20 protein-coding genes and 1 tRNA gene are annotated in these 24,721 nt (G+C 73.1%); 9 read left to right on the top strand and 12 right to left on the bottom strand.

Going from position 1 to position 24,721, the window contains the following annotated elements:
* Position 1 precedes the first annotated feature (1 nt).
* Positions 2 to 3,916 (top strand): translocation/assembly module TamB domain-containing protein, encoded by a 3,915-nt coding sequence (locus tag H5368_RS09820; protein WP_182824112.1) that lies wholly within the window; start codon positions 2 to 4, stop codon positions 3,914 to 3,916.
* Between the two features lie 33 nt (positions 3,917 to 3,949).
* On the opposite strand, the gene H5368_RS09815 is transcribed toward H5368_RS09820, so the two are convergent.
* Positions 3,950 to 5,278 carry a hypothetical protein gene (locus tag H5368_RS09815; RefSeq protein WP_182824110.1) on the bottom strand — a complete coding sequence of 443 codons (1,329 nt, stop codon included), beginning with the start codon at positions 5,276 to 5,278 and terminating at the stop codon, positions 3,950 to 3,952.
* 14 nt (positions 5,279 to 5,292) lie between these two features.
* Here H5368_RS09815 and H5368_RS09810 point away from each other — a divergent pair, with 14 nt between their 5' ends.
* The 4 genes from H5368_RS09810 (at position 5,293) to H5368_RS09795 (ending at position 9,831) form a co-directional block, all read left to right on the top strand.
* The gene (locus tag H5368_RS09810) at positions 5,293 to 5,712 is read left to right on the top strand and encodes a DUF2007 domain-containing protein (RefSeq protein WP_182824108.1); all 420 of its coding nucleotides are present in this window, start codon (positions 5,293 to 5,295) and stop codon (positions 5,710 to 5,712) included.
* Positions 5,713 to 5,792: 80 nt separating this feature from the next.
* On the top strand, positions 5,793 to 8,180 hold the full coding sequence (locus H5368_RS09805) for a Tex family protein (protein ID WP_182824105.1): 2,388 nt from the start codon (positions 5,793 to 5,795) through the stop codon (positions 8,178 to 8,180).
* 130 nt (positions 8,181 to 8,310) lie between these two features.
* A complete protein-coding gene (locus H5368_RS09800; RefSeq protein ID WP_182824104.1) occupies positions 8,311 to 8,493 on the top strand; it encodes an oxidoreductase-like domain-containing protein in 183 nt (60 codons plus the stop codon).
* 165 nt (positions 8,494 to 8,658) lie between these two features.
* A complete protein-coding gene (locus tag H5368_RS09795) occupies positions 8,659 to 9,831 on the top strand; it encodes a porin (protein ID WP_182824102.1) in 1,173 nt (390 codons plus the stop codon).
* Between the two features lie 89 nt (positions 9,832 to 9,920).
* Here H5368_RS09795 and H5368_RS09790 read toward each other — a convergent pair whose 3' ends face one another.
* The 3 genes from H5368_RS09790 to H5368_RS09780 all read right to left on the bottom strand — a co-directional run bounded on the left by H5368_RS09790 (position 9,921) and on the right by H5368_RS09780 (position 13,614).
* Entirely contained in the window at positions 9,921 to 10,406 is a 486-nt protein-coding gene (locus tag H5368_RS09790; protein ID WP_182824100.1) for an Hsp20/alpha crystallin family protein, read from the bottom strand.
* Between the two features lie 117 nt (positions 10,407 to 10,523).
* Positions 10,524 to 12,407, bottom strand: coding sequence for a tRNA uridine-5-carboxymethylaminomethyl(34) synthesis enzyme MnmG (gene mnmG, locus H5368_RS09785; protein ID WP_182824098.1), 1,884 nt, complete (start codon positions 12,405 to 12,407; stop codon positions 10,524 to 10,526).
* A 406-nt stretch (positions 12,408 to 12,813) separates the two neighbouring features.
* Positions 12,814 to 13,614 (bottom strand): hypothetical protein, encoded by an 801-nt coding sequence (locus H5368_RS09780; RefSeq protein ID WP_182825335.1) that lies wholly within the window; start codon positions 13,612 to 13,614, stop codon positions 12,814 to 12,816.
* 122 nt (positions 13,615 to 13,736) lie between these two features.
* Between H5368_RS09780 and H5368_RS09775 the strand changes: the two genes are divergently transcribed.
* Together H5368_RS09775 and H5368_RS09770 are read left to right on the top strand one after the other, a co-directional pair.
* A complete protein-coding gene (locus H5368_RS09775; protein ID WP_182824096.1) occupies positions 13,737 to 14,693 on the top strand; it encodes a pyridoxal-phosphate dependent enzyme in 957 nt (318 codons plus the stop codon).
* The gene (locus H5368_RS09770) at positions 14,690 to 15,313 is read left to right on the top strand and encodes a YdcF family protein (protein ID WP_182824094.1); all 624 of its coding nucleotides are present in this window, start codon (positions 14,690 to 14,692) and stop codon (positions 15,311 to 15,313) included. Before H5368_RS09775 ends, H5368_RS09770 begins: the two co-directional genes overlap by 4 nt.
* A 17-nt stretch (positions 15,314 to 15,330) precedes the next feature.
* On the opposite strand, the gene H5368_RS09765 is transcribed toward H5368_RS09770, so the two are convergent.
* Genes H5368_RS09765 through bioB form a run of 6 tightly spaced genes read right to left on the bottom strand, consistent with a single transcriptional unit; the run spans position 15,331 to position 21,077 of the window.
* Positions 15,331 to 16,023, bottom strand: a complete 693-nt coding sequence (locus H5368_RS09765; protein ID WP_182824092.1) for a hypothetical protein — start codon at positions 16,021 to 16,023, stop codon at positions 15,331 to 15,333.
* A 46-nt stretch (positions 16,024 to 16,069) separates the two neighbouring features.
* Positions 16,070 to 16,963, bottom strand: coding sequence for a malonyl-ACP O-methyltransferase BioC (gene bioC, locus H5368_RS09760; RefSeq protein ID WP_182824090.1), 894 nt, complete (start codon positions 16,961 to 16,963; stop codon positions 16,070 to 16,072).
* The gene (gene bioH, locus H5368_RS09755) at positions 16,960 to 17,799 is read right to left on the bottom strand and encodes a pimeloyl-ACP methyl ester esterase BioH (protein WP_182825228.1); all 840 of its coding nucleotides are present in this window, start codon (positions 17,797 to 17,799) and stop codon (positions 16,960 to 16,962) included. The genes bioC and bioH overlap by 4 nt, the downstream gene beginning before the upstream one ends.
* 8 nt (positions 17,800 to 17,807) lie before the next feature.
* On the bottom strand, positions 17,808 to 18,812 hold the full coding sequence (locus tag H5368_RS09750; protein WP_182824088.1) for a multidrug resistance efflux transporter family protein: 1,005 nt from the start codon (positions 18,810 to 18,812) through the stop codon (positions 17,808 to 17,810).
* A gap of 5 nt (positions 18,813 to 18,817) precedes the next feature.
* Positions 18,818 to 20,017, bottom strand: a complete 1,200-nt coding sequence (gene bioF / locus H5368_RS09745) for an 8-amino-7-oxononanoate synthase (RefSeq protein WP_223877980.1) — start codon at positions 20,015 to 20,017, stop codon at positions 18,818 to 18,820.
* Positions 20,010 to 21,077 carry a biotin synthase BioB gene (gene bioB / locus H5368_RS09740; protein ID WP_182824084.1) on the bottom strand — a complete coding sequence of 356 codons (1,068 nt, stop codon included), beginning with the start codon at positions 21,075 to 21,077 and terminating at the stop codon, positions 20,010 to 20,012. The genes bioF and bioB overlap by 8 nt, the downstream gene beginning before the upstream one ends.
* Before the next feature lie 49 nt (positions 21,078 to 21,126).
* Here bioB and H5368_RS09735 point away from each other — a divergent pair, with 49 nt between their 5' ends.
* On the top strand, positions 21,127 to 21,855 hold the full coding sequence (locus tag H5368_RS09735; RefSeq protein ID WP_182824082.1) for a ComF family protein: 729 nt from the start codon (positions 21,127 to 21,129) through the stop codon (positions 21,853 to 21,855).
* Between the two features lie 23 nt (positions 21,856 to 21,878).
* Here the strand turns inward: H5368_RS09735 and H5368_RS09730 are convergent, their stop codons facing one another.
* Positions 21,879 to 23,570: an MFS transporter gene (locus H5368_RS09730; protein ID WP_220486624.1), complete on the bottom strand. Its 1,692-nt coding sequence runs from the start codon at positions 23,568 to 23,570 to the stop codon at positions 21,879 to 21,881.
* Positions 23,571 to 23,575: 5 nt separating this feature from the next.
* A complete protein-coding gene (gene ubiA, locus H5368_RS09725; RefSeq protein WP_182824080.1) occupies positions 23,576 to 24,496 on the bottom strand; it encodes a 4-hydroxybenzoate octaprenyltransferase in 921 nt (306 codons plus the stop codon).
* 101 nt (positions 24,497 to 24,597) lie between these two features.
* Here ubiA and H5368_RS09720 point away from each other — a divergent pair.
* Positions 24,598 to 24,674, top strand: a tRNA-Arg gene (locus tag H5368_RS09720).
* Positions 24,675 to 24,721 lie beyond the last annotated feature (47 nt).

The raw sequence follows: 24,721 nt of genomic DNA, 5'->3' as shown, positions 1-24,721 counted from the left end.
CATGGCGCAGGCACCCGACGTGACCGGCGAGGACCGCGAGGCGCGCATCGCCGGACTGCGCGCGCGCCGCCGCGCGCGGATGCGCGTGCTGGCACGGCGCAGTGCAATCGGCACCGCGGCGCTGGTGGTGCTGCTGCTGGTGGGGGGGTACTGGCTGCTGTCCACGTTCGGCGGCCGTGATTTCCTGCTCGCCCAGGTGGTGGCGCGATTGCCGGCCGGCACCACGCTCGCCTGGCGCGCGGCCGAGGGCCCGGCATCCGGCCCGCTGACCATGCATGACGTGGTGTTCGAGCAGCTGGTCTGCCCGGACATGGACGGCGAACAGGTGCCCTACGGCGGCTGCGCTGCGCCACGCGCGCTGCGCTTCAGCGCGCGCCGGGTCACCCTGGACCCCGACATCCGCCCGCTGCTCGGGCGCCTGCTGCGCCTCGACCGGCTGGAAGTCGAGGACGCGGTGCTGGAACTGCCGCCGGCTGTCGACGAGCCGTTTTCGTTGCCGCAGTGGCCCGAGGTGTTGCCGCAGGTCAATCCGCCGATCGGACTGCAGGCGGACGCGATCGCGGTCGACGGCTTCCGCGTGCTGCGCGGCGGCGAGGCGCTGGTCGACGTCGCCACGCTGCGCGGCAGCCTGGATGCACGGCGCGGCGCGCTCAAGCTGGGCGACGTGGTGGTGGAGAGCGACCGCGGCCGCTTCGCCGCCAGCGGCGAGTACGCGCCGGGCGACGACTACCGCATGGATCTGACCGCGTCCGCGCTGCTGCCGGCACCCGCCGGCCGCACCCGGCCGCGCTTCGGGCTGGTGGCACGCGGCGACGTGGCGGCGCTCGACATCGCGCTGACCGGACACGCCCCGGCACCGCTGCGCGCGCGCCTCACCCTGCGCGGCGCCGGTGCGCCGCGCTGGTCGCTGGCCGCGGCCAGCGAGCAGCTCGACCTGGCGCTGCTCACCGGCACCGGCAGCAGCGCCACGCCGCTGTCGTTCGACCTGCGCGCCGACGGTACCGGCGGCTCGGCCACGCTGCAGGGGCGGCTGGCGCAGGGCACGCTGCGCGCCGTGCTGCAGCCGTCGCAGTTGCGCCTCGAGGAGCAGGTGCTGGCGTTCGAGCCGCTGGTGCTGGACGTGTTCGACGGCCGCGTCACCGTTACCGGCCGCGGCGACTTCAAGGACCCGCAGGCGGCGACGTTCCGCTACGCGGTGATCGCGCGCGGCCTGTCGTGGGCGCCGACACCCGAAGCCGGCGCCAGCGCCGACCCCGCGGCCACCGTGCGCGGCGATGCCGACTTCGGCATCGCCGGGCGCAGCGATGCCTGGGCGCTGACAGGTACCGCGGCGCTGCAACGCGGCACGCAGTCCGCCGGGCTGGAGCTCAAGGGCCGCGGCGATCACGGCCACCTGCAGCTGCAGACGCTGCGCGCGAGCATGCCCGGCGGACGCCTCGACGGCACTGGCGACCTGACATGGGCACCGGCACTGGGCTGGACGCTGGACGCCACCCTCGCCGGCTTCGACCCCGGCTACTTCATGCCGGCCTTCGACGGCGCCATCGACGGGCGCATCGCCAGCACCGGCACCACCCGCGGCGATGGTGGCCTTGACATCACCGTCGACGCCCGCGACCTCGGCGGCCAGCTGCGCGGCCGTCGCCTGGCCGGCAACGCGCGCTTCGCGATGCAGGGCGCGGCGAGCGCCGCCGCCGAGGCACGCTATGAAGGCGAGGCCGCGCTGACCGTCGGCGCCAGCCGCATCGACGCCAGCGGCCGCCTCACCGACACCATCACCGTCGACGGCGCGCTCAGCCCGCTGCGGCTCGACGACCTGCTGCCCGGTGCGTCCGGCGAGCTGCGCGGCACGTTCGCCGTCAATGGCGCGCGCACCGCGCCGGACATCCGCGCCGACCTGACCGGTACCGGCCTGCGCCACGGCGACTACCGCGCCGACCGCCTGCGCCTGCAGGGCCAGCTGCCCTGGCGCGGCGGTGGTGGCGAACTCGCCATCGATGCCGGCGGGCTGCAGGCCGGCATCGCGTTCGACACCCTCGCGGTGCGCGCGCGCGGCGCGGTCGAAGACCTCGAGCTCGACGCCGAAGCACAGGGCGAGATCGGTCGCATCACGCTGGCCGGCAGCGCGCAGCGCGCGGGCAGCGGCCAGTGGCGCGGCGCGCTGGCATCGCTGGATGCCGCGCCGGCACGTGGTGCCAGCTGGCGCCTGCAGGCGCCGGCGACGTTCGCGCAGGCCGGCAGTGGCTGGACGCTGTCGCGCACCTGCCTGGCGTCCACGGCCGGCGGCAACCTGTGCGCCAGCGCCGACTGGCCACGCCAGGGGCTGGCGGTCAGCGGCGAAGGCCTGCCGCTGGCGCTGGCGCTGCCCTACCTGCCGGAGCAGGACAACGGCCGCCCCTGGGCGCTGGACGGCAACGTCGACCTCGACGGCCGCCTGCGTCCGGCAGGCCGCGCCTGGCAGGGCCATGTCGACCTCACCTCGGCCAGCGGCGCGCTGCGCACGCGGCCGGGCGCGCGGCGCAGCGTGCTGTCGTACGAGCGCCTGGCGCTGGCGGCGACGTTCGACGCCAACCGCATCGACGCCACGCTCGGCAGCGCGTTCAACGGCGACGGTCGCATCGACGCGCGCCTGCGCACCGGCTGGGACGCCTATGCGCCGCTCGACGGCGAGATCGCGCTGGCCACCAGCGAGCTCACCTGGATGGAACTGTTCTCGCCCGACATCGTCTCGCCCACCGGCAGGCTGACCGCCGACATCCGCCTCGGCGGCACGCGTGCGCAGCCCGCGCTCGGCGGCCAGGCGGCGCTGAGCGGCTTCAACGCGGAGCTGCCGGCGCTCGCCATCGCGATCGTCGACGGCAGCGCGCGGCTGGATGCCCTGCCCGACGGCTCGGCGCGCATCACCGGCACGCTCGGCACCGGTGGCAGCGGGCGCCTGGCGATCGACGGCAGCCTCGGCTGGCGGAACGCGGACGCACCGCTGCTGCTGCGCGTGCGCGGCAACGACGTGCTGGTCTCCGACACACGCGACCTGCGCGCCGTCGCCAGCCCCGACATCGAAGTGCGCTACGCCGCGCGCCAGCCGCTGCGCGTCACCGGCACGGTGACCGTACCCAGCGCGCACATGGACCTGGAGCGCCTGAGCGACGGCGTCTCCACGTCGCCCGACGTGGTCATCCTCGACCCGGTGGACCCCGGGAAGGGCCCGGCGATGGCGATGGAACTCGACCTGTCGCTGGTGATGGGCGACGACGTGACGCTCAACGGCTTCGGCCTCGAAGGCACCCTCGACGGGCGCCTGCGCGTGCGCTCGCGCGCCGGCCGCGAAATGACCGGCGACGGCATGCTCGAGGTCGGTGGCCGCTACGAGGCCTACGGCCAGGAACTCGACATCACCCGCGGGCGACTGGAGTGGTCGAACACGCCGGTGGCCGACCCGGTGCTCGACATCCGCGCCGAGCGCCGCGTGGGCGAGGTGACCGCCGGCATCGACGTCGACGGCCGCGCCTCGGCGCCGCGCGCGCGGGTCTGGACCGATCCCGCCAGCGATGAAGCCGAAGCGCTCGCCTACCTGGCGCTGGGCCGGCCGCTGTCGAGCCTCAGCGGCAGCCAGGCGCGCGACCTCGACGCCGCCTCCGCCGCCCTCAACGCCGGCGGCAGCCTGCTGGCCTCGCAGCTGGGCAAGCAGATCGGCCTGGACGACGCCGGGGTGATGCAGTCGCGCGCGCTCGGCGGCAGCGTGCTGGGCGTGGGCAAGCAGCTGTCGCCGCGGCTGTACGTCGGCTTTGGCGTGTCACTGCTCGGCACCGGCCAGGTGCTGACGCTGAAGTACCTGCTGCGCCGCGGCTTCGACATCGAGATCGAATCGAGCACGCTGGAAAGCCGCGGCTCGATCAACTACCGCCACGAGCGCTGAGGCGAGACGCCAGGGCGACTTCCGCACGCGCGCTCAGCGTGCCAGCACGCGTGCCCCGCGCAGCTGCGCCACGCCGTCGACGACGTCGGTCCACACCACGTGCGCCACGCCGTTGGCCACCTGCAGCTTCGGGAAGCCGGTGCCGCGGCCGCGGCCGGCGACCCGGGCCACCTGCAGGCGCTGGTATTCGGTGGCGAGGTCCGGCGAGCGGCGTGACAGCCACAGCGACTGGCCGTCGCCGTCCTCGCGCAGCCACAGAAGCCAGGCCTGGCCGTCGCCGAGCGCGACATCGACGCGGCCCTGCACCGCTTCGCCGCGGTCGAGTTCCACCGGTAGCGCGAACGTGGTGCCGGCATCATCGCTGTACGCGGCGCGCAGCTGCACCACGCCAGCGGGCGCGGTGTACCAGGCCACCACCGCCGAGTCGCCTTCGGCGGCCACGGCCGGGCCGTTGACCGGGCAGGCCGGCATGGTCCAGTTGTCGGCATGCACGCGCACGGGCGTCGTCCACGCATCGCCGATCAGGCGCGTGGTCATGATGTCGCGCACTTCGCCGGCGGTGCGGCCGCGGTACACCAGCAGCGCGCCGCGCCCGGTCACTGCCACCGAGGTCTGGCAGCAGTCGCAGACGCTGGCGTCGATCTCCGTGTCCAGCGTGCGACGCAGCGTGGGGCCATAAACGGCGGCGCGCAGGGTCATCGCGCCTCCCGCGACCGCGCCGTGGGCATCGGCGTGGCCAGTGCCAGCCGCGTCCCCGCCGGGCGCATCCCCGCCGGCCGCCGCCGCCGCGCTGTTGCGGCCATCCAGCCAGGCGATGCCGAGGCTGTCGGGCGACTGCGGCCACAGCGACACGAAGCCGTGCTCGCTGGCGGTGCCGTCGTCGTGCGGGCTGAACGGCGTGCTCCAGCGCATGCCGCCGTCGCGCGAGTTGCTGAGCGCCACATCGTAGGCGTGCGGCGCCGTGCCGTTCTTCTGCAGCCAGTGCGCCCACAGCGTGCCGTCGGCGGTGGCGGTGATGTGCGGCGTGTCGGCCCAGTTGACGAACATGCTCTGGCCGATGGCGATGGTGACCGGCGCGGTCTGCCAGCGCAGGTCGCCGGGGTGGTAGCTGGAGAACTGCAGGATGTGGCGGCGCCCGGGCTGCGAGTTGGTCCACGCCAGCAGCAGGCGGCCGTCGGCGGCGCGTGCGAGGTCCGGCAGCGCCGAGCCCGGCTGCGTGGCCGGCAGCGGCCAGTCCTCGACCACGCGCGCCACGGCGGGATCGATGCCCGACGACGGCGCGGCAGCGGCGGGAGCCTCGGCCCCGCCGCCACATCCGGCGGCAAGGCCCAGCACGGCAAGGGCGAGGATGGCGATGCGCATCACCGCAGCGTACCGTGGGCCGCACCATGTTCACCACCGTCGCCAGCTACAGCGATCCGCTCGAGGCGCACCTCGCCTGCGGGCTGCTGCAGGCCGAGGGCCTCGACGCGCGCCTGGACGACACCGGCACCGCGATCGCCAACTGGGAATGGCGGCTGGCGATCGGCGGCATGCGCCTGCGGGTGCCCGACGCGCAGGCGATCCACGCCCGGCGCGTGCTCGCCGAACTCGATGCCGGCGCCTACGCGCTCGACACCGCCGAAGACGAGGCCACCGACGCGGCCGAGGCGGCCGCCGACGACGCGCGCCTGCTGCCGCCCGACCGCGAATCGGTTTCCAGCCGCCTCGCCTGGGCGGCACTGATGCTGCTCGGCCTGCCGCTGCCCTGGCGCCGGCGCCGCGGCGCTGCCGACGAGGTCGTGCGCAAGGCCTGAGCGGCCGGCGCTGTCAACGGGTTACGCGCACCCGCGACGCGGGGGACAATCACCGGTCCGCGGCGCTGTGCAGCCGCTGCATGCAGGACACGACGCTGGACATCACGCCCGCGCTCGCGCGCAAGATCGCCGCCACCATCGCCGACGAGATCGGCGCCCGCCCCGCCCAGGTCGACGCCGCCACGGCGCTCCTCGACGGCGGCGCGACCGTGCCGTTCATCGCGCGCTACCGCAAGGAGGCCACCGAGGGCCTCGACGACACCCAGCTGCGCAACCTCGAAACGCGCCTGGCCTACCTGCGCGAGCTCGAGGAGCGGCGCGCGGCGATCCTGGCCAGCATCGACGAGCAGGGCAAGCTGGATGACGCGCTGCGCGCCGACATCGACGCCGCCGACAGCAAGGCGCGGCTCGAAGACCTCTACCTCCCGTACAAGCCCAAGCGCCGCACCCGCGCGCAGATCGCGCGCGAGGCCGGGCTTGAGCCGCTGGCCGACGGCCTGCTGGCCGACCCGACGCAGGTCCCGGAGGAGTTCGCGCTGCGCTTCGTCGATGCCGACAAGGGCATCGCCGATGCCAAGGCCGCGCTGGAAGGCGCGCGCGCAATCCTGATCGAACGCTGGGGCGAGGACGCGGCGCTGATCGGCGAGCTGCGCGAATGGCTGTCGACGCAAGGCGTGATCCGGTCGAAGGTGGCCGAGGGCAAGGAGGCGGCCGGCGAGAAGTTCCGCGACTACTTCGACCACGCCGAGCCGCTGGCAAAGATCCCCTCGCACCGCCTGCTGGCGCTGTTCCGCGGCCGCCGCGAGGAGTTCCTGCAGATCGAGCTGGAACCCGGCAGCGATGTCGAGGCCGGCAACGCCTACGCCGAGGGCCGCGTCGCGCTGCGCGCCGGCATCCGCGCCGCGGGCCGCGCCGCCGACGCCTGGCTGCTCAATGCCTGCCGCCTGGCGTGGCGCGCCAAGCTGCAGCTGCACCTGATGCTCGACCTGTTCGCGCAGGCGCGCGAGAAGGCCGAGGCCGAGGCGATCACCGTGTTCGGCGACAACCTCAAGGATCTGCTGCTGGCGGCGCCGGCCGGGCCGAAGGCGGTGCTCGGCATCGATCCGGGCATCCGCACCGGCTGCAAGATCGCGGTGGTCGATGCCACCGGCAAGCTGGTCGCCACCGACACGATCTATCCGCACGAGCCACGCAAGCAGTGGGACCAGTCGGTGCACGTGCTGCGCAAGCTGTGCGCCGAGCACGGCGTGCAGCTGGTCGCGATCGGCAACGGCACCGCCTCGCGCGAGACCGACCGCCTCGCCGCCGACGTCATCAAGGCCGCGCCGGAATTGAAGCTGCAGAAGATCGTGGTCAGCGAGGCCGGCGCGTCGGTGTATTCGGCATCGGAGACCGCGGCCCGTGAGTTCCCCGGCCTGGACGTGTCGATCCGCGGCGCGGTGTCGATCGCGCGCCGCCTGCAGGATCCGCTGGCCGAGCTGGTCAAGATCGAGCCGAAGGCGATCGGCGTCGGCCAGTACCAGCACGACGTCGACCAGTACCGGCTGGCGCGCGCGCTGGATGCGCGCGTCGAGGACTGCGTGAACGCCGTCGGCGTGCACGTCAACACCGCGTCGGGCGCGCTGCTGGCACGCGTCGCCGGGCTGTCGGCCACGGTGGCCGAGAACATCGTCGCGCACCGCGACGCCAACGGCCCGTTCAAGCGCCGCAAGGACCTCCTGAAGGTGCCGCGCCTCGGCGAGAAGACCTTCGAACAGTGCGCCGGCTTCCTGCGCATCGCCGACGGCGACGAGCCGCTCGATGCCTCGGCCGTGCATCCCGAGGCGTACCCGCTGGTCGAGCGCATGGTGCAGGCCTGCGGGCGCGAGGTGAGAGCGCTGATCGGCGACGCCGCGTTCGTGCGCACGCTGAAGCCCGCGCAGTTCACGGACGCGCGCTTCGGCGAGCCGACCGTGCGCGACATCCTCGCCGAACTGGAGAAACCCGGCCGCGACCCGCGCCCCGAATTCAAGGCCGCGACCTTCGCCGACGGCATCGAGGACATCAAGGACCTGCGCGAGGGCATGATCCTCGAGGGTGTGGTCAGCAACGTCGCCGCCTTCGGTGCGTTCGTCGACATCGGCGTCCACCAGGACGGCCTGGTGCACATCTCGGCGCTGGCGGACCACTACGTGAAGGACCCGCGCGACGTGGTCAAGGCCGGCGACATCGTCAAAGTGAAGGTGCTGGAGGTCGACGTGGCGCGCAAGCGCATCGCGCTGACGCGGCGGCTGGATGATGCGCCGGCGCCGCGCGAGGAACGGCAGGACGCGCGCCGCGATGGCGGTGCCCGCGACCCGCGATCGCGCACCGGCCCGCGCGGCGCTGGCGGACCTGGCAATGGTCCACGCAGCGGCGCCCCGCGCGCAGACGCCCCGCCAGCGAACAGCGCACTGGCCGACGCCTTCTCCCGCGCGAAGCGCAGCTGAGGATTTCGGCCTCCGGCCACGTCGGCCCGCCACGCCGGACGTGGCGGGCGCGACGCGTGCACGCTGCTGGCACGCCATGTTCAGCGCGGCGGAACCTTCGCCCGGGCGCTGCGTGGGACAATGGCGGGCGATGAAAACGCTCCATCCCGTCCCAGACCGCGACCCGCGCCCGGTGCCGCCCGAGCCGCCGCTCCCCAGCGACTGCTGCGACAGCGGCTGCGACCCGTGCGTGAATGACAGCTACAGCGACGAGCTGCAGTTCTACCGCGAGCAGCTCGTACGCTGGCTCGAGCGCCACCCCGACGCCGGCTGACGGCGGCGCATCAGCGCCTGATGGCCCGATGCCGCAACGCGCGGCACGCGCCCGGTTGACGCGGGTCAAGGACCCGCCGCAGGCGCGTATCCATACTCCTCCCACGATCCGGCGCAGCCTGTTTCCGCCCTGCCCCGGCACCCGCATGGCCCGGAGGTCGACGACGTGCACGCGATTCAAGGCCGGCTCGCCCGGCGAACCCCGGCACGTCACGCCGGACGCACTGCCCTGGCGCTCGCCCTGGCACTCGCCGCTGGCGGCGCGCAGGCCAGCGACGCGTGGCAAACCAGCGGCGACGTCCGCTTCGGCTACGTCGGCTCCGAAACGCGCGCCCGCAGCGGCGCCACCGCCGACGCCGACAGCGTTCGCGCCAGGGTGCGCTTCCGCGTGCGCGGCGACCTCGGCGGCGACTGGCATGCCAGCGGCCGTGTGGTCGCGCGCCTGGACAGCGACCAGGACAGCGAGGAGTTCTGGATGCGGACCTACGCCCCGGGGCCCTCGGGTCTCGAGGACGGCCAGGCGACCATCGACGAGGCCTACCTGGAATACCGTCCCGCGGAATCGCCCTGGAGCCTGCGCCTGGGCCGCTTCCAGGCCGCGTTCGCGATCGACGACATCATGAAGAAGTCGCTGGACCAGAACGACAGCACCAATTTCGACATCACCTGGACCGACGGCGCCTGGTGGCAGCGGCGGGGCCAGGACTGGACCACGCACGTGATCGCGCGGCACAACGACCGCCGCGGCCCCACCGGCGCGTTGCGCCGCCCGCTCGACTTCGCCGATGGCGGTTCGCGCGTCGGCCTGTTCGCAGCGGCGGAATCGAAGACGGCCGTCGGCCCCGTGGTGCAGCGCATGCTCACGCTGACCTGGCTGCCGTCCGCGCTGCGCACCAACGGCCTCGCCGACCCGGCGCTCGAGGACTACCTGGCGGTGACCGCCAAGGCCGCCGCCGAATGGCCGCTGGGCGACGGCGGCACCAGGTTCCGGCTCGGCGGCGAGATCGGTTGGGCGCCGGACACGCCGCGCCGCGAGGCGGTGAACTCCGGCACCGGCGAAGCCGACGCGCTGTCGTGGCAGGCCTCCTTCAGCTTCATGGACGTGCTGCCCGACCACGACTTCGGCATCGTCTACGGGCGCGTTGCCGACGGCTGGCTGCTGTCGAGCGACTTCCGCCCCAACGACGAGCTGCTCGAGGCGCGCTGGGTGTGGCAGGCCTCGAAGGCCTGGCAGATCGACGCGCGCATCCGCCGCCGCGAGGAGATCGACCTGCCCGCGAGCGCCGCCGGCCCGCGCCGGGACGACGACGTGTACGCGCGGGCGACGTGGAAGTTCTGAGCGGCGCACAGAACCTGCGCAGCGCGGACTGAGCCGCCGGCCCGCACCCGCAGCCGCGGATGCCGGCCGACCCTGGCCTTGGCGCGGCGTTATCCGCCGTTCTGTTGCGTCGTGGTGCGTGCACCCACCTGGATCCGGCGCGGGGTGGTTTCCGGCCGCTTCGGAATGACGATCTCGAGCACGCCGTGCTCGCCGCTCGCCGAAATTCGGTCCGGATCGGCGCTGTCGGGCAGTGCAAACCGGCGATGGAAGATGCCGTGGCTGCGCTCGATGCGCGAGAACTGCTCGCCTTCTTCGCGGGTCACGCTGCTGCGCTCGCCCTTCAGCGTGAGCAGCCCCTTGTCCATCTGGATCTCGATGTCCTTGGGGTCGACGCCGGGAATGTCGGCATAGAGCACGAAGCGGTCGTGTTCTTCCTTGATGTCGACGCGTGGCGCCCACTGGCTGGTGACCACCGACGACTCGTCGTTGCCGGTTTCGCCCATCAGGTTGCCGCCGAAGAGGCGGTCGAAGAGCTGGCCCATCGGGTCCTGGGCGCGCGGCCACTGGTCGCGCTGGCGGCTGATCTGGTTCATATGTTCTCCTCCGTTGTTGCCGGGCGGGCACGTCAGCCCGCCAGTGGCGGAGATAGGAACGGCGGAACCGTGATCAAGGTGGCGGCGGCCGCATCGCGCGTCCACCGTTGCCTGCCGTTAAGCCACGCGCCGGCGACGCTCCAGGTGCACCAGCAACAGCGAGATCGCCGCCGGAGTCATGCCCGGGATGCGCTGCGCCTGGCCGATGGTGCCGGGCCGCACCTGCTCCAGTTTCTGGCGCAGTTCCGACGACAGGCCGCGGACCACGGTGTAGTCGAACGCGTGGTCGATCGTGGTGTCCTCGCTGCGCCGCTGGCGCGCGATCTCCTCGCGCTGGCGCTCGAGGTAGCCGGAATACTTGGTCTCGATCTCGACCTGCTCGGCCACGGCCGGATCGGCCACCGCCGGCCCGAATGCCGGCACCGTGACCAGCCGCGCGTAGTCGAGCTCGGGCCTGCGCAGCAGGTCGAGCGCGCTGGATTCGCGGCTCAGTTCGATGCCGAGCGTGGCCACCGCTTCGCGTCCGGTCGCGTTGTTGGGCGACGCCCGCAACGCGCCCAGCCGGGCGGTTTCGGCCGCGACCGCGTCGCGCTTGCGTGCGAACGCGTCCCAGCGCGCGTCGTCGACCAGGCCCAGGTCGCGGCCGAGCGCGGTCAGCCGCAGGTCGGCATTGTCCTCGCGCAGCTGCAGGCGGTACTCGGCGCGCGAGGTGAACATGCGGTACGGCTCGACGGTGCCGTGGGTGATCAGGTCATCCACCAGCACGCCGATGTAGGCCTGGTCGCGGCGTGGCGACCAGCCGTCATGGCCATGCACCAGGCGTGCCGCATTGGCGCCCGCGAGCAGGCCCTGCGCGGCCGCTTCCTCGTAGCCGGTGGTGCCGTTGATCTGGCCGGCGAAGAACAGCCCCGCCACGGCCTTGGTCTCCAGCGTGGCCTTGAGGCCGCGCGGGTCGAAGAAGTCGTATTCGATCGCATAGCCCGGGCGGGTGATGTGCGCGCGCTCGAAACCCTGCACCGACCGCACCAGCGCCAGCTGCACGTCGAACGGCAGCGAGGTGGAGATGCCGTTGGGGTAGATCTCGGCCACGTCCAGCCCTTCGGGCTCCACGAATACCTGGTGGCTCGCCTTCTCCGCGAAGCGCACCACCTTGTCCTCGATCGACGGGCAGTAGCGCGGGCCGGTGCCTTCAATCTGCCCGGAATACAGCGGCGAGCGGTGCAGCGCGGCGCGGATGATGTCGTGCGTGCGTTCGGTTGTCTGCGTGATCCAGCACGACACCTGGCGCGGCTGGTCGGCATGCGAGCCCATGAACGAGAACACCGGGCGCGGGTCGTCGCCGGGCTGCTCCACCATCACCGAGTAGTCGAGGCTGCGGCCATCGATGCGCGGCGGCGTGCCGGTCTTCAGGCGGTCGACCACGAACGGGCCGTCGCGCAGGCGCGCGGCCAGCGTGGTCGCCGGCGGGTCGCCCATGCGGCCGGCGGAGTACTGGGTCTCGCCGACATGGATGCGCCCGGCGAGGAAGGTGCCCGCGGTCAGCACCACCGCCTGCGCATCGAAGCGCAGCCCGGTGTTGGTGACCGCGCCGCGCACGCTGCCGGCGTCGATCACCAGGTCGTCGACCGCCGCCTGGAACACGGTGAGGTTGGCCTGCGCTTCCACTGCGCGACGGATGAAGGCGCGGTACAGCGCGCGATCGGCCTGGCAGCGCGTGGCGCGCACCGCCGGGCCCTTGGATGCATTGAGTCGGCGCCACTGGATGCCGGCGGCATCCGCCGCACGTGCCATCACGCCGCCAAGCGCATCGACCTCGCGCACCAGGTGGCCCTTGCCGATGCCGCCGATGGCCGGGTTGCAGCTCATCGCACCGACCGTCTCGATGTTGTGCGTCAGCAGCAGGGTGCGCGCACCGGCGCGTGCGGAGGCCAGCGCGGCTTCGGTGCCGGCGTGGCCACCGCCGATGACGATGACGTCGTAGCGATGGAAGTCGTGATGCATGTCGCGATTATCGCGTTTGCCCGTGGCGTGTACACGCGCGCGCGGAAAGTTGGCACGCAACCTGCATTCTGTTCTGGCGCACCCGGAATGGCCAACGACCCCGAAGGGACGTGGCCGGAGATTGGAACAGGGCTGGCCAGGCGCATTCCGGGGAAGCGAAGGGGCCGAACGTCGGGGGACGTTCGGCCCCGTTTTTTTGGCCGGAGAACGGGCCAGTGGCGCCGGTGAGGCGCCGACGCCCGGCGGGAGCGGAACAGGGGGGATCCGGGATCCCCCGCCGGGTGTCGACAATCGTCAGACCAAATTACGTCCCAAAGCGACGCATCGGGTCAGTTGGCCTAGCTTGCGACCATGGCGGCCACCTTTGCAAGCGGCAATATGTTTCAAGGACGCGACGCAGGTCGCGTTACGGGGCCTCGGTCAGCACCTCGCGCGTGCTGCGGCGCTCGCTCGCGCCACGCGCCGGCGCGCGCACGGCGGGTCGCGCAGCCGACGTGCCGCTGCGCTCCACCTGGCGCGACGGCATGGCGCGCCGTGCCGGCGCCTGCTGCCGTGCCGCCGGTGCCGGCATCGCCATCGCGTCGGGGCGCTGACGCATTGCCGGCGCGCGCAGCCTGGCACCGCCAGCCTCGGCGCCGCCAGCCTGCAACCGGGACTCCGGCATCCGCAGCGACGCGCGCGGGTCCGGCGCCGGCCGTTGCAGCGGGCGCTCACGCATGCGCGAAGGCTGCCGGTCCACGGGGGCCGGTGCGCCCAGGCGTCCGGGCGTGGGCGTGATCGTGCGCCCGGGTCGCGTCTGCCAGCCGTCGCGGATCACGGGTCGCGCCTGCGACTGGCTCGGACCTTGGGGAATGCCCATGCCCGGCCGATCCGGCCGATCCGGACGCCCCTGGTGCGGTGGACGGTGTGGCGGGCGGTACGGCGGGTAATAGCCGTAGCCAGGCCAGCCGTACCACGAGGCGCCGCCGTACCACGGCGATCCGTATCCGCCGTAATAGCGATCGTACGCGCCGTAGCCGAAGCCGCCGTAGGGCACGCCATACCCGTAGCCGCCGTAGCCGTAGCCGCCATAGCCGTAGCTGGAGCCGCCGCCGTGGTAGTAATCGCCGTAGGCGTCGTATCCACCGTGGCCGCTGTAGCCGTAGCCGGTTGCGCAGCCGCCGAGCACGAGCGCGGCGCCGGCGGCGAGAAGGAACTTGCGGATCATGACCATTCCCCTGCAGGTGTGCCGGACCAGAGTCGGCCCAAGCCGTTGAATTGGCGCTTAACCCACCCCCGTTTGCAAGGAATTCAGCTGAACGGCTCAGTCATCCCGGTTAATCTGGCGACATGCCCGACGCCCTGCCCAGCTTCGACGACGTGCTTGGCGCCGCCGCCCGCATCGCGGCGCACGCCTGCGTCACGCCGGTGTTCCGCTCGCGCGGCCTGGATGCCGTAGCCGGCTGCACCCTCGCGTTCAAGGCCGAGCACCTGCAGCGCGCGGGCGCGTTCAAGTTCCGCGGCGCCTGCAATGCGGTGTGGTCACTGCCCGAAGCTCTGGCCGCACGCGGCGTGGTGACCCACTCGTCTGGCAACCACGGCGGCGCGCTGGCGCTGGCCGCGGCGACCCGCGGCCTGTCCTGCCACGTGGTGGTTCCGGCGGATGCGGTGCGCACCAAGCTGGCGGCGATCGCCGGCTACGGCGCGGTGCTGCACCGCTGCGCGCCCGGCATCGCCGCCCGCGAGGCGGCCTGCGCCGACATCCAGGCCGCCAGCGGCGCGACGCTGGTCCACCCCTACGCCGATCCGATGGTGATCGCCGGCCAAGGCACTGCGGCGCTGGAGCTGCTCGCCGAGGCCGGCGCGCTCGACGCCGTGGTGGTGCCGGTGGGCGGCGGTGGCCTGGCCGCGGGTACCGCGCTCACGCTGGCCGCGCGCGCACCGGACTGCCGCCTGGTACTGGCCGAGCCACGTGGCGCCGCAGACACGCAGGCGTCGCTGGCGCGCGGCGAGCGGGTCACCGGCCTGGTGCCGGACACGGTCTGCGACGGCCTGCGCGGCACGCTGGGCGCCCCCGGCTTCGCGCTGCTGCGCGAACATGGTGCCGAGGTCATCCTGGTCGACGATGCCGACACGATCGCCGCGATGCGCCTGCTGTGGCAGCGCCTGAAGCAGGTCGTCGAGCCGTCGTCGGCGATCGCGTTGGCCGCGGTGCTCGGCCAGCGCGAGCGCTTCGCCGGCCAGCGCGTGGGCGTGGTGCTGTCGGGCGGCAACGTCGATCTCGACGCATTGCCGTGGCTCGCATGAGCCGACGCCGCACCGCGCGCCGGCGGCAGCCGCGCCGGCACGGCTTCCGCTGGCTGCCGCGCCTCGTGTTGCTGTGCCTGCTGTGGCTGGCGGGGGTGGCGGCGTGGATCGTGTACGTGGGCGGCCGCGACCAGGCCGGGCCGGCCGATGCCATCGTGGTGCTGGGCGCCGCCGCCTACGACACGCGGCCGTCGCCGGTGTTCACCGAGCGCATCCGCCACGGCATCGCGCTCTACGAGCGCGGCTTCGCGCCGACCCTGCTGTTCACCGGCGGCTACGGCAGCGGCGCGCGCTTCTCCGAATCGCAGGTCGCGCGCACCTACGCGCTGCGCCAGGGCGTGCCGGGCGACGCGATCCTGATCGAAACCCTGTCGCGCACCACCTACCAGAACCTGGCGCAGGCGCGCGATGTGCTGAGCGAACACGGGCTGCAGCGCGTGATCGTGGTCAGCGACCCGCTGCACATGGCGCGCGCGCTGCGGCTGTGCCGCCGGCTCGGCATCGATGCGCTCGGTTCGCCCACGCCGAGCAGCCGCTTCCGCAGCTTCCGCACGCAGTGGCGGTTCCTGGCGCGCGAGGTGTACTTCTTCCACCGCGACCTGGTGGTCAAGCCCGAGTAGGCGGCAAGGTTGCCCGCTCAGGGCGCCGCGGACACCAGCGTCAGGCCCTCGCGCAGCAGCCAGCGGGTCGCCGCGGCACGCTCGGCCAGCGGCACGTCGACCAGCACGCCCACCAGCCAGCGGAACGAACGGCAGCGCGCCTCGCGGCTGGCGGCATCGCGGCCTTCGGACATCAACCCGGCCATGAAGCCGTCATGCAGGAAGGTCGCGCTGACCGCCGCGGACTTCAGTACCTGCCGCGCCTGCACCGGATCATAGGGCTGCGGCTGGCCCTGCAGGCCGGCGAGTGCGACGTCGGTGAAGGCGAGCGCGAAGCGCTCGCGGCTGGCGCTGCCGAGGCGGTCGACCGTGCGCTGGAACGCGGGGACATCGCGCGCCGCGTCGGGTTCGAACAGCGCGCACAGCGCCTGCGATTCATCGGGCAGGCGCGAACTGGCGTGCACGGCATGGAACAGCCGGTCGATGGCCGCATCCGGCGCGCGCAGCAGCACGTCCTCGCCCAGCGCCAGCACCTGGCTGGCATCGATCCGCGACAGGTCGATGTTGTAGCGCTGCGCGCTGGCGGTTGAGGCGGCGCCGGCCAGCAGCACGGCCACGGCGGCGTGGCCGGCGAACCGGCGCAGCGACCGGCGCGGTGCGCGGGCGGCGAGGGTGCCGGTTGCGACGCGCGCGTTGCGCACCGCGATGTTGCGGGATGTGTGGTTGCTCATCCGCGGAGTGTAGGCAGCGCCGGTGTGCGTTCGCTGAACCCGCGGCTCACGCGGTGCGGCGGCGCACCGGGATGCCGCTCGCCGGGAAGCGCGCGATCTCGGCGCCGGCCTCGCGGATCGGCGCGCCGTGCGCGGGCGACCAGGCCATCGCGGTGATTGTTTCCCAGGTGGCCGGCAGCAGGTTGTCAGCGCCGCGCCACTCTTCGTACGCAGCCTGCGCCGCGGCAAAGCGCCCGCGCCCGGTGAGCGCGCGCCGCCGGCCGGCCAGCGCATTGGTCGCGCCCAGCGCGCGCAGTTCGCGCATCAGGGCCGGCATGTCATGGTGGCCGTGCACTTCGACCTCGCGGTCGAGCACCGGATCGCGGAAGCCCGCCCGCATCAGCGCGTCACCAAAGCCCGCGATCGGCACGAACGGCGACACGTGCGCCTCGTCGTCGGCCGCCGCGAACGCCGCACGCAGCTCATGCAGGGTGTCGGGGCCGAACGTCGAGCACAGCAGCATCCCGCCCGGGCGCAGCACGCGGCGGAAGCCGGCAAACAGCGCGTCGAGGTCGTCCACCCACTGCACGCACAGGTTGCTGAACAGCAGGTCGACGCTGTTGTCGGCCAGCGGCAGCAGGCGCGCATCGGCGCAGACGCGGTCGATGCGGCGCTGCAGCGGGTTCCAGCCGCGGCGCGGTGCCAGCTGGTGGAGCATCGGCAGGGCGAGGTCGATGGCGAGCACGCGCGCCTTGGGCCAGCGCGCGCGCAGCGCCAGCGCGGCGCTGCCTGGCCCGCTGCCGACATCGACCACCGTGTCGGGCACGCGCTCGCCGAGGTATTCCAGCGATTCCATGAGCCGCGATTCCACGTCGCGCTGCAGCGCCGCCGCGGCGCCGTAGCCGGCGGCGGCGCGCGAGAAGGCGCGGCGCACCTGGCGGGTATCGAAGGTGTCGGTCATGGCATTGGTTCGGAGTCTGATGCGGCGCGGTCGATCGCAACGTGGCCGGGCATCGCACCGACGGCATCAAGGAATCCGGCGATCGCGGCCGCGACTTCGTCGGCATGGGTGAGGAACGGTGCGTGGCCGCCGTGTTCGACCTGGACGAAGCGCGCGCCCGGCGTGCGCGCCGCTGCGGCGCGCATCGCGCGCGGGTCGACCACGCGATCGCGGCGCCCGGCCAGCCACAGGCTGGGCACGCGCAGCGTCGGCAGCAGGGCGCGCTGGTCGACGCTGCCGAGCAGGTCGAGGCCGTCGGCCAGCGCCGCCGCCGGCGGCTCGCCGCGCACGAACAGTTCCGCGCGCAGGGCGCGAAGCTCGCCCCTGGGGTCGTCCGAGCCGAACGCTTCCAGCGCGATGAAGCGGTCGAGCGTGCCGTGGTAATCCTCGCGCAGGCCGCGCGCGAAACCGGCGAAGATCTCCGCCGACATGCCGAAGCGGCCATCGTCGTCGCCGGCGGCGTCCGGGTCGCGCACGAAGCGCGGCGCCGAGCACACCATCGCCAGCGCCGGCACGCGCTCCGGGCGCGTGGATGCGGCGTGCAGCGCGACCATGCCGCCCAGCGACCAGCCCAGCCACGGCGCCACCGGCACCCGCGCGGCGATCGCGGCGGCGCAGGCTTCCGGCGCGAGCGCGACCGTACTGTCGCGGCTGCGGCCGTGCCCGGGCAGGTCCACCACGTGCAGGGTGAAGCGGTCCTCGAGGCGCGCCACCAGCGGCGCGAACACGCCGCCGTGCATCGCCCAGCCGTGCAGCAGCACCAGCGGCGCGCCCTGGCCCACGACTTCGATGTGCAGCTCGCCGCTCATGCGCCCTTGTCCCCGCGCAGTGCCTGCGCGCGGCGCGGACTGCCGGCCTGCGGCCGCGCCACCACCCAGGCGAAGGCGACGATGCCGGCCACGATCAGCGCGGCGCCCCACAGCCCAAGTGCGCCCGGCAGCGGCTCGCCCAGCAGCCACGCACCGATGCCGATCGCGAACAGCAGCTCGGCGGCCTGCATCGCCTCGACCGCGCCGAGCGCGGTCGGGTTGTTGCGCACCATGCCGGTGGCCTGGAAGAACAGGATGGTGGCGATCACGCCGGCGCTGAGCGCCACGCCGGCGGCCAGCCAGACCTGGTCCATCGGCGGCGCGCCGCTGCGCGTCCAGGCCCAGGCCGCCACCAGCCACCACAGCGGCTGGCTGGCAAGCGTCATGCCGAACACGCGCTGCGCCGCGTTGAGCGTTTCGCCGCTGCGCTCGAGGTGCAGCAGCAACAGGCGGTTGCCGAGCGGATAGGCGAATGCCGCGCCCAGCACGCAGGCCAGCGCGATCCAGCCGGCGCGGTCGATCGCGCCGCCGCCGTAGCCGACCTGCAGCAGCAGCACGCCGGTGAAGATCAGCGCGGCCACCAGCAGTGCCGCCCGCGGGATGCGCCGGCGCGCATCGCTGTAGAGGAAGGGCGCGCACAGCATTCCGGCGATCACGGTGAACTGGAAGGTGCCGGCGACCAGCCACGACGGCCCGCTGGACGCCGCGAACGTCAGCAGCACGCAGAACGCCACGAAGCCGATCGCGCTGCAGCGCAGCCATGCCCAGGGATGCGCGCGCAGCGCGCGCCCCACCGGCCCCATGCCGCCCATCCACGGCATCAGCGGCAGCAGCAGCGGCAAGGTGATGAGGTAGCGCAGCGCCGCCGTCCACGTCCAGTCACCGCCCCCGCCCACCGCGGCGCGATTGAGCACGTAGGTCATGGTGAAGAACAGGGCCGATGCCAGCCCGATGCCGACGGCGGCCAGCGGGCGGCTGGGGGCGGACGCATGCGCCGGCACGCCGATCAGGCCAGGTGCAACGCGTCGACGTGGTCGCGCGCGCGCGCCAGCGCCTCCACCAGCGCATCCACCTGCCCGTCGAGGTGGACCGTACTCAGCGTGACCCGCAGGCGTGCGCGGCCTTCGGGCACCGTCGGCGGGCGGATCGCGGCCACCCAGATGCCGTCGGCCTCGAGGCGTGCGGCCATGTCCAGCGCTCGGGCGTTGCCGCCACAGAGCACCGGCTGGATCGGGGTGTCGGACGGCAGCAGCTGCAGGCCTGCGCGGCGCGCACCGTCGCGGAAGCGCTGCACGTGCGCGGCAAGCTTGTCGCGGCGCCAGTGCTCGCGGCGCGCCAGCTTGACCGCGGCCAGCGAGGCCGCGGCCTGCGCCGGTGGCAGCGCGGTGGTGTACAGGTACGGCCGCGCGGTACCGGCCAGGTGTTCGATGAGATCCGCATCGCCGGCGACCACGGCACCGTAGCCGCCGAGCGCCTTGCCTAGCGTGGCCAGTTGCAGCGGCACTTCTTCGACGCCCAGCTTCGCTTCGGCGACGCTGCCGCGCCCGCCCGGGCCAAGCACGCCCACGCCATGCGCATCGTCGACATACAGCAGCGCCGACTGCATGCGCGCGGCCAGCGCCAGCTGGCGCAGCGGCGCGACGTCGCCGTCCATGCTGAAGACGCCGTCGGTGGCGAGCATCGCCGCGCCAGCCGGCACGGTCTTCAGCTGCCGCAGCGCACCTTCGGCATCGGCATGCGGGTAGCGGCGCAGGCGGCAGCCGGCCAGGCGCGAGGCGTCGATCAGGCTGGCGTGATTGAGGCGGTCCTGCACGCAGGCATCGTCATCGCCCAGCAGCGCCTGCTGCACCGCGAGGTTGGCGAGGTAACCACTGCCGAACAGCAGCGCGCGCGGGGTGCCAAGCCAGTCGGCGACCTCGCGCTCCAGCGCGTCATGCGCCACGTGGTGGCCGCAGACCAGGTGCGAGGACACGCCACCGGCGCCGTCACGCGAGGCCGCGTTCTGCAGCGCGTCCACGACCTGGAACTGCTGGGCCAGGCCGAGGTAGTCGTTGCCGCAGAAGTTCAGCAGCCAGCGGCCGTCGACTTCCAGGCGCACGCCGTCGCGGCGGCCCACCACGCGGCGGCGCCGCACCAGGTCGTCGGCCAGTGCGTCCGCGCGCAGCGACTGCACGCGCCGGCGCAGGTCGGGGCGCTGCTCAGCCAACGGCCTGCCTCCGCGGCTGGCAGGCGACGATGTCGGCATGCACGGTGCCGCCGTGGTCATGGTCGGGTGCGTCCACGGTGACCGCCATCGCGCGCAGGCCGAGGCGCGCGAACAGCGCTTCGTCGTGTGCGGTATCTGGGTTGCCGGTGGTCAGCAGCTTGTCGCCGTGGAAGATCGAATTGGCGCCGGCGGCGAAACACAGCGCCTGCAGCTCGTCGCTCATCTGCTCGCGGCCGGCGGACAGCCGCACCATCGACTTCGGCATGAGGATGCGCGCCGCCGCGATCGTGCGCACGAACTCGAACGGATCGAGCTCGGCGGTGCCGTGCAACGGCGTGCCTTCCACCTGCACCAGGCGGTTGATCGGCACCGAATCCGGGTGCGCCGGCATGGTCGCCAGCGTCTGCAGCAGGCCGGCGCGCTGGCGCCGCGACTCGCCCATGCCGACGATCCCGCCGCAGCAGGTCTTCAGCCCGGCATCGCGCACGTGGCCGAGCGTGTCGAAGCGGTCCTGCAGCTCGCGGGTGTGGATGATGTTGCCGTAGTGCTCGGGATCGGTATCGATGTTGTGGTTGTAGTAGTCCAGCCCGGCCATCTTCAGCGCCTGCGCCTGCGTGCCGGTGAGCATGCCGAGCGTGGCGCAGGTCTCCAGGCCGAGCGCCTTCACGCCGGCGATCATCTCGGCGACCTTGGGGATGTCGCGGTCCTTCGGCGAGCGCCACGCCGCGCCCATGCAGAAGCGCGAGGCGCCGGCGGCCTTGGCCTGGCGCGCCTTCTCCATCACCGCCTCGGTTTCCATCAGCTTCTGCGCGTCGACGCCGGTGTCGTAGCGCTGCGCCTGCGGGCAGTAGGCGCAGTCCTCGGGGCAGCCACCGGTCTTCACCGACAGCAGGGTGCTGACCTGGACTTCGGCGGGATCGAAATGCAGCCGGTGGACGCTCGAGGCGCGGTGCAGCAGCTCGGTGAACGGCAGGTCCAGCAGGGCCTCGACCTCGCTCCGCGACCAGTCGTGGCGCGGAATGGCGGCGTCACTGGCGCGGAAGTCGCTGACGTCGGGCATGGCGGAGTCCTGAGGGCGCACGTATTGCGGACCCGGCAGTCTGGAAACCATGCCTGCGCCTGTCAACCGCAGCCCGGCCACCGCGGTTGACGGCTGGCTTGCGCGCATGGGCCGCAGCCTGTGGGCGCCGCGCTGCCTCGTCTGCGGCGAGCTGGCCAACGGCCGGCGCGACCTGTGCCAGCCCTGTGCCGCCGCGCTGCCGTGGAACCGCCTGGCCTGCCCGCGCTGCGCGGCGCCTGGCCCACCGGCCGCGCCCTGCGCCGCCTGCCTCCGCCAGCCACCCCCGCTCGATACCGCCCACGCCGCATTCGTCTACGCCTTCCCCCTCGACCGGCTGCTGCCGCGCTTCAAGTTCCACCGCGACCTTGCCGCGGGCCGGCTGCTGTCGGCGGCGATGGCCGGCGCGTTCGCGTCGCTGCCGCGGCCGGACGCGCTGCTGCCGATTCCGCTGCACCGCGCGCGCCTGCGCGAACGCGGCTACGACCAGGCGCTGGAGCTTGCACGGCCGCTGGGGCGCGCGTTGGCGCTGCCGCTGTGCGACGGCCTGCTGCTGCGCGCGCGTGCCACCACGCCGCAGTCGCGGCTGCATGCCGACGACCGCCGGCGCAACCTGCGTGGCGCATTCGCGGCGCAGCCGTCGGGCGGCGCGCTGCCGCGGCACGTCGCCCTGGTGGACGACGTCATGACCACCGGTGCCACCCTGCATGCCGCCGCGATCGCCCTGCGCCGGGCCGGCGTGGCCCGGGTCGACGCCTGGGTCGCGGCCCGGGTGCCGTGAGCGCCGCGCGCCGGGTGCCGCACCTAGGGGGACCGGTTCGGATCGATCAGCGTTTCGCCGATCGCCGATGACCCGGCGCTGGCCACCGTGTGCAGCGCGGAGGTCTGGCGCTCGATCATCCGCCGCACCCGGGGCGCCCCCGGCCCCTGGTGCAGCGCACGCAGGTGTTCGGGAATGGTCGCGTCGTCGTGGGTGAGGCGACTGTTGTGGCGGATGTACTCAAGCCAGGTGGATGTCTCGTAGCGCTCGATCCACACCTGCGGATCGGCGAGATCGCGCAGCACCCGCCAGTTACGGGCGCCGTCGCGGCGGCGGATGCGCCGCCGTTCCGCCATTGCACCGAGGAACTCCAGCACGTCCTGTTCGCGGATCACGTACTCGATGGTGATCACCACCGGACCGGTGCGCGGCTGCACCGGGACCGCGGTGGCGGGCTCCTGCCAGCGGCGCAAGGGATCGAGGTTGAGTTCGGTCAGTTTTGCCAGTGGCAGCCAGCGGCCAAGCGCCGCACAGGCGAGCATGACCACCGCCGCGCCGAGCAGCGCCGTGCGCACGTCGTCGCGCGCGGCCACGGAACCCCACAGCCAGCTGCCGGTCGCCATGCCGCCGAACGCCGCCATCTGGTACAGCGACAGCGCGCGCGCCACGACCCAGCGCGGGGTGGACAGCTGCACCGTGACGTTGAAGGTCGACATGGCCAGCACCCACGCCGCACCGCCAAGCAGCAGCGCCGCCATGGTCAGCGGCAGCCACGTGCTCATCGCCGCACCTGCCGCGGCCACCGCGAAGGCAACGCAGGCACAACGGACCAGCGACTCGGTTGTCAGGCGCTGGCGCAGGTGCGCACTGCCCATCGCGCCGGCGATCGCACCCACGCCGAACGCACCGAGCAGCAGGCCATAGGTCAGCGGGCCGCCGGCGACCAGGTCCCTAGCCACCAGCGGCATCAGTGCCATGACCGCGCTGGCGCCGACGCCGAACACGGCGCTGCGCACCAGCACGGTGCGGATGGCGGGTGACATCGCGACGTAGCGGATGCCCGCGGCGATCGCCACGCCCAGGGTTTCCCGCGGCAGCAGGCGTGGCTCGGCGGGCCGGCGCCAGCGCGCCAGCACCACGATCAGCGCGATGTAGCTGACGGCATTCACCGCGAATGCCGCGGCGGCACCGGCGGCGGCGACGATCGCACCGCCGAGCGCCGGCCCCACGCTGCGCGCGATGTTGAAGCCCATGCTGTTGAGGGCCACCGCGCCCGGCAGTTCCACGCGCGGCACCATGTCGCCGACCGACGCCTGCCAGGCCGGCGCGTTGAACGCCGCGCCGCAGCCGATCAGGAAGGTGAACAGCAGCAGCAGCCACGGCGTGATCAGCCCCGACCAGGTGCACAGCGCCAGCGCCACCGACACCAGCAGCATGAACAGCTGCGCGCCCAGCATCATCTTGCGCCTGTCGAAGCTGTCGGCCATCGCGCCGGCCACCAGCGAGAACAGCATCACCGGCAGCGCGATCGAAGCCTGCACCAGCGCGACCATGTCGGCCGACTCCGCGATCGAGATCATCAGCCACGACGCGCCGACCGACTGGATCATGCCGCCGAAGTTGGACGAGGCGCTGGCCAGCCAGACCTTGCGGAATACCGGATAGCGCATGGCCGACAGCGCCGACGGGCGCTGCACGTGATCGGGTGGCGGCGGCGGAGCGGGCGCGCGTTCCACGACGCTCAGCCCGGGCGCCGCAACGCGAAGTCCGCGGCAATGCCCGCGAACACCGCCATGCCCACCCAGTGGTTGTGCAGGAACGCGCGGAAGCAGGGCTCGCGCTGGCGATGGCGGGCAATCCAGAACTCGTACGCCACCAGCAACAGGCCGACGCCCAGCCCCGCCCAATAGAACCGGCCCAGCCCCGCCTGCCGTCCGACCAGGGCCAGCGCCGAGAACGCCAGCGCGTACAGCACGCCCTGCGCCACCAGGTCGAGGTCACCGAACAGGATCGCGGTCGACTTCGAGCCCACCTTGATGTCGTCGTCGCGGTCGACCATCGCGTACCAGGTGTCGTAGGCGGTCGACCAGAAGATGTTGGCGACGTACAGCACCCAGGCCACCGCCGGCACTTCGCCCTGCACCGCGGCGAACGCCATCGGGATGCCCCAGCCGAAGGACATGCCCAGGTACACCTGCGGCAGGTGCGTGTGGCGCTTGAGATAGGGGTAGGTCGCCGCCAGGAACAGCCCCACCCCGCTGAGCAGGATGGTCAGGCGGTTCATCGTCAGCACCAGCGCGAACGCGACGAGCATCAGCACCGCGAACAGTGCAAGCGCCTCGCGCCCGGAAACCGCGCCGGTCGCCATCGGCCGCCCACGCGTGCGCTCGACATGCGGGTCCAGCCAGCGGTCGGCGTAGTCGTTGACCACGCAGCCGGCCGCGCGTGTCAGCCATACGCCGGCGCTGAACACCACCAGCGTCCACAGCGGCGGCACGCCCTCGGCGGCGATCCACAGCGCCCACCATGTCGGCCACAGCAACAGCAGCCAGCCGATCGGGCGGTCGGCGCGCATCAGCCGCCAGTACAGGCCCAGGCGCGTGCGCCAGCCGGGCGTGGTGGCGGGTTGCGGGTCGAAGCGTTCGTAGGACATGGCGGGCATGGTACCGCCGGGTGCCGATGCGACGGCGCTGGCTCCGTCACCGGGGCGTTCCGGCCGGGCGCTCGCTTCGCGCGGCGCGATAGTGGAAAATGCCGCACTGCGCGCCTGTAGCTCAGCCGGATAGAGTAGTGGCTTCCGAAGCCATTGGTCGGGGGTTCGAATCCCTCCAGGCGCACCATTCGCGGCATCCCCGGCCTTCGCACGGGCCCCACGCGCGAGCACCAT

Origin of the sequence: Luteimonas sp. MC1782 (assembly GCF_014164605.1) — a bacterium.
Taxonomy (GTDB): Bacteria; Pseudomonadota; Gammaproteobacteria; order Xanthomonadales; family Xanthomonadaceae; genus Luteimonas.
Note: the sequence above shows the minus strand (reverse complement) of the source record. Positions and strands in the feature narration are given on the sequence as shown.

What these genes read in the sequence shown, in the direction of transcription:
- H5368_RS09735 (WP_182824082.1), top strand. Translation starts at nt 21,127, where the DNA reads ATGCCTGCGCCTGTCAACCGCAGCCCGGCCACCGCGGTTGACGGCTGG.
- bioB (WP_182824084.1), bottom strand. Translation starts at nt 21,077, where the DNA reads ATGCCCGACGTCAGCGACTTCCGCGCCAGTGACGCCGCCATTCCGCGC.
- ubiA (WP_182824080.1), bottom strand. Translation starts at nt 24,496, where the DNA reads ATGCCCGCCATGTCCTACGAACGCTTCGACCCGCAACCCGCCACCACG.
- H5368_RS09765 (WP_182824092.1), bottom strand. Translation starts at nt 16,023, where the DNA reads ATGAGCAACCACACATCCCGCAACATCGCGGTGCGCAACGCGCGCGTC.
- H5368_RS09790 (WP_182824100.1), bottom strand. Translation starts at nt 10,406, where the DNA reads ATGAACCAGATCAGCCGCCAGCGCGACCAGTGGCCGCGCGCCCAGGAC.
- H5368_RS09770 (WP_182824094.1), top strand. Translation starts at nt 14,690, where the DNA reads ATGAGCCGACGCCGCACCGCGCGCCGGCGGCAGCCGCGCCGGCACGGC.
- H5368_RS09815 (WP_182824110.1), bottom strand. Translation starts at nt 5,278, where the DNA reads ATGCGCATCGCCATCCTCGCCCTTGCCGTGCTGGGCCTTGCCGCCGGA.
- H5368_RS09800 (WP_182824104.1), top strand. Translation starts at nt 8,311, where the DNA reads ATGAAAACGCTCCATCCCGTCCCAGACCGCGACCCGCGCCCGGTGCCG.
- mnmG (WP_182824098.1), bottom strand. Translation starts at nt 12,407, where the DNA reads ATGCATCACGACTTCCATCGCTACGACGTCATCGTCATCGGCGGTGGC.
- H5368_RS09780 (WP_182825335.1), bottom strand. Translation starts at nt 13,614, where the DNA reads ATGATCCGCAAGTTCCTTCTCGCCGCCGGCGCCGCGCTCGTGCTCGGC.
- H5368_RS09820 (WP_182824112.1), top strand. Translation starts at nt 2, where the DNA reads ATGGCGCAGGCACCCGACGTGACCGGCGAGGACCGCGAGGCGCGCATC.
- H5368_RS09805 (WP_182824105.1), top strand. Translation starts at nt 5,793, where the DNA reads ATGCAGGACACGACGCTGGACATCACGCCCGCGCTCGCGCGCAAGATC.
- H5368_RS09775 (WP_182824096.1), top strand. Translation starts at nt 13,737, where the DNA reads ATGCCCGACGCCCTGCCCAGCTTCGACGACGTGCTTGGCGCCGCCGCC.
- bioC (WP_182824090.1), bottom strand. Translation starts at nt 16,963, where the DNA reads ATGACCGACACCTTCGATACCCGCCAGGTGCGCCGCGCCTTCTCGCGC.